Origin of the sequence: Nitrososphaera sp. AFS, assembly GCF_009898475.1 — an archaeon.
Lineage (GTDB): Archaea > Thermoproteota > Nitrososphaeria > Nitrososphaerales > Nitrososphaeraceae > Nitrosopolaris.
Map to the genome: position 1 here is coordinate 9,764 of NZ_QURE01000117.1, position 4,137 is coordinate 13,900.

Annotated in this window: 3 protein-coding genes; all 3 read right to left on the minus strand. The window is 41.6% G+C overall.

Annotated features, from left to right (window positions below; translation table 11 throughout):
- Nucleotides 1-31: 31 nt before the first annotated feature.
- Nucleotides 32-1,393, minus strand: a complete 1,362-nt coding sequence (gene thiD, locus DYY65_RS10520; RefSeq protein ID WP_162477915.1) for a bifunctional hydroxymethylpyrimidine kinase/phosphomethylpyrimidine kinase — start codon at nt 1,391-1,393, stop codon at nt 32-34.
- Nucleotides 1,394-1,594: 201 nt separating this feature from the next.
- On the minus strand, nt 1,595-1,918 hold the full coding sequence (locus DYY65_RS10525) for a hypothetical protein (RefSeq protein WP_162477916.1): 324 nt from the start codon (nt 1,916-1,918) through the stop codon (nt 1,595-1,597).
- A 111-nt stretch (nt 1,919-2,029) separates the two neighbouring features.
- Nucleotides 2,030-4,090, minus strand: coding sequence for a V-type ATP synthase subunit I (locus DYY65_RS10530; RefSeq protein ID WP_201449462.1), 2,061 nt, complete (start codon nt 4,088-4,090; stop codon nt 2,030-2,032).
- Nucleotides 4,091-4,137 lie beyond the last annotated feature (47 nt).

Below are 4,137 nucleotides of genomic sequence, written 5' to 3' on the forward strand. Positions count from 1 at the left end.
ATAGTTATCAAACTAAAGGAGGTTTGTAGTCTTATCTGCCAGTGTAAATATTGAGCTTTTTTAATATCCTATTTGCCTTAAGAACCACCTCAGAAGGTTCTTCGCCAAATATGATACACATTGCTTCCTTCCCAATAGATCCCTTATGATATATAAGTTCGGCTTTGGGATTTCTTGCCAAGGCGAATTTTATACCCCAAGGAATTGACATGCCTTCCTTTCTTGAGGTTTCATGACCCTCCAGACGCCTGTCATAACTAGAGACCTTAAAGTCAGACCTAATGATTCTTTCAATGTCCTTGTTAAATTTGATATTGATGCCTGATCGTACTAGTGGATCAGATTTCATGTACACGAGAACCGCTGAGGCAACGTGCCGGGATGCACCGAATTCTACGGTTCGTGAAGCACAGAGAGCTCTTTCTCCGAACTTCACTATTCTACCCTTGATGGCCGCAACATCATTAAGTTCATTAGCGTCAGGCAAAGCAAATGCTAGATTCGACTGTGTCTCTGGTATCAATTCCCCGAATCGATCAATGGATTCAACGGTCTCTGAGGCAGCGCGTAGTTTCATCAAAACAGAATATCGATTCGCATCTTCGTATAGAGAAAAAGCAGGATGTGCCACAGCAAGGCCAGCTCCGACTTTTAGGTTGTCTCGAATAGCACCCTGTGCGTATTTGTTGGCCAAAACGAACGCGTTAGTTACTATATAGCCCCTTGCCAGAAAAGCAGTAACCGCCGCAGAGAAGTTGCATCCGGAACCATGTATTTCGGCTATCTTCAACCTGCTATTAGAGATTTCTAGAAATTTGGATTCTGAACTTAGGAGAATATCTGTAATCTTGTGTTTGTATAAATGAATGCTTTTAATTATGACGTTCTTTGCTCCAAGATCTTTTATTCTATTTGCGGCTTTCTTCAGGTCATTTCGGGTTCTAATTCTGAATCCTACTATTTCTTCGGCTTCGAAGTGATTAGGGGTTATAACAGTTGAAAGCGGTATTAGTTCTCTTTTGAAAGTCTCTAAGGCATCTGGCAGCAGCAGTCTTGCTCCTGTCCCTGCTGCAAAGATGGGATCCAGTATGATAGGAACATGGATCGATCTTAGTGATTCCTTTATTACATGAATATTCTTTTTGTTGTAGACCATCCCTATCTTGATTGAATTAGGACGTATGTCACGGATTGTAGAATTAATCTGGTCTGCAACTGCCCTGCAGTCAAGCTCTGTGATGCTCGTGACTTTTTTAGTGTTTTGAGCGGTTATTGCAGTGATGGCGGTACATCCATAGACGCCCAAGTTTGTCAAGGTCTTAAGATCAGCTTGGATTCCAGCTGCCCCGCCTGAATCACTCCCGGCTATCGAAAGACCTATCTTGAACTGCATAAGTCTAGCAAGTCTAAGTATTTATTCAATTTATTCTTGGAACAGTTTTGAAACAAGACGACAACGTCAAATTTCGGAGTACTAATGGCTTCTGCTTTAAGCAAAGAAAGGCTAAATGCATTAGGGCCAGTCTACAAGATTCAGGCACTGACTTAGGCTGATTCTATGCCGTAGCGTCCCGACTTTGTTGTCTTTTATGCACTAAAGCTGGAATTTCAGTGTAGATGCTTCTAGCTCCAGTATAGGAACATAGATCGACTGCGCATCAGTTCCAACGCTTTCAACAAAACTAAATTCACCGGTAAACCTCTTAAGTTGGATGAATTTTTCCTTTGGCATGTTTGCTTCAATCACGTAGTGCACTATAACCCCCCCCTGAATGAACAAGATGTCTTGGCCTTGATGTGCTATATGATATAGCATGGGCGTCAAGCCAAGCGCGGATTGAGCCGAATAGACGATGACTTTCAGCATATCACCTAAGCTTCTGTATTTTAAGTACGTTTCAATCACCGATTGAGACATGTTAAGATTCTATAGACACATGATTATAGACGTTTGCTAGGAAGATTGTCGATTTTGCGTATGGACTTCCCGAGGCGATAATCGAAACTCGTTATAGTGCTAAACCAGGTGTCAAGAGGAAGTAGAATGAGTAAATTCCTGCAATGTGAATTTCCTATTACTTCCAAACGGTTTGAATGGGCGTCCGTTTCCATGATAGAATTTCGAAAAGAATTCGACATAGATCAGCCTCGCTCCTTGAATACCTGGTTCAAACACTCCCAATATTATGTTAAAAATATGTCCAACGAAAAAGATCAAAACTCCCAAGACAATAATCGGGATAGCATGATGTAGCGATCTAGTAAAAATGAAGTCAATCACGTCAGCGAGAATGACTGAAGCTAATAAGATTCCAACAATTCTGGTATAAGAAAGGATGTGACTAATAATTGAAGGCAACTCCATAATGGCCCTGACGCCCTCGCCGTAGAACATCAAGCCAATTCCAGCGAATATCAGTCCAAAATATATGACTCCTTGAACGTGGCGTATCGGGTTGACATGACTATGGTGTAATAAGGCCAAACCAGTCAAGACTATTCCCCAGCCAAACAAAAGCCAACCGATCTTTCCGATCATATGCCGATTTTGGGCCTCTCTTATATTGTTAAGGATGCCAAGCACCAATCCAAAGGAGACCATGCCTATTCCGATATAACCACTCACCAGTAGCAATCTTTTCAATCCAGTTGTCCCTATTGGGTCCAGAAAAGTGCCGCTTCGAGGTACGAAACCATGAGCATTGTGGAAAAGATAGCCATTTATATGAAATCCAAAAAATAGATTAAAATAGAATCCCAATATTATTGCAATTATCGCTCCTGGTATCATTGCCTTAGCCAATTTCACCATCTGAATTGGTTTAACGATAGTTTTGGCAAAATTCCGCAAAGGTTTTGGCATGATATTTAAATTGCGTTTTCCCTTCTCCACGCGGCGTATGACCCACATCGAAACAAGGAGTATGACTAGACCATATCCCATGTCTCCAAGCATCATACCATAAAAAATAGGAAAAATTATACCGAAGATCAAGGTAGGATCGAACTCGTCGCCTGAAGGCAGAGAGTAAAATCTTACAAAAGACTCAAAGACACGAAATCTTCTTGGATTAGCCAATAATGTAGGAGGCTTTTCCTTGGTTTCTAAATTAAATAGAATAGTGCCCTTCGCATGTTGCTCCAACGTCATCCTGATCTGCTCGAGTCTAGGCTTGGGTATCCATCCTTCCAGTGCGAAGGCATCTGTGCTTAGACCAAAATTTTCAGTTATTTCCTGTTTTTTACTTTCTATTTCGAGCTGTTCTTGGATGCTGACTATGCTCTCGTAGTATTTTTCAGATATATCGCGGAGTTCATCTTTTATATGATTGAGTTTCCCTGATGTTAGCTCCTTTTGCTCCCTTTGCTCTTGAATAATATTCTGGATATTCCCGTTCAATTTAGGAACTGGTTCAAGGCTAATTGAATTGGCTTGAACCAGCGAAGCAAGTGTCTGCGATGGGAAGTTCGAGAATGTTACTAACACAAAGTGCATAACTTCCTTATCTTGTTTTTTCCCTTTGTCCTTTTTACTTACTTTACCTTCCCTATGCTCCTGGACGTACAGGGCAAACTTGCTGTTCCATTCTTCGAGTGCCTTTCTAAATCCCAAGAATTTATCAGAACTCGCTCGCCCAAAATAAGATTGCCCGGAATGCAACTGCAAGATTCTCAAATCCTCGGGAAAGAATGAAAACTCTTCGAGAAGTCTCAAATTATTCTGTATCTCACTTAATTGTGTAAGAAGGCTTTCCTTTTCGTTCTCAAGATGTCCAACCCTGTTATCAATATCGATCGATCTCGCTAGCTTGAGGATTTCATCTGTGGACTGAAATTGGCGCCGTTGCGATACAGAACTCGGAGGTAGTGCAACTCTCAATGCCCTCATACGAAGAAGTTGGTCTGACAAAATCACGTCACGGTATGGGTCAACTTCTCGTCCGCCCCTTAGTAGCGATGCTGCTTCCTTGGAGAGTGGCTCGAGCTGAACCACCCCGATGTCGTGAAGAATTGAAACTATGATTCGCTTATACTTTTTTAGGCCCACCACGGCCATTTTAGCCATTGGCATAGTTTTTAGCAATGTCAATCAATCAATACCTCTCAGAAGCATTCCCAGCACTTTATTAACTGAGA

Excerpts from the sequence above, each read along its gene's own strand:
- thiD (WP_162477915.1), bottom strand. The coding sequence starts at position 1,393 with ATGCAGTTCAAGATAGGTCTTTCGATAGCCGGGAGTGATTCAGGCGGG.
- DYY65_RS10525 (WP_162477916.1), bottom strand. The coding sequence starts at position 1,918 with ATGTCTCAATCGGTGATTGAAACGTACTTAAAATACAGAAGCTTAGGT.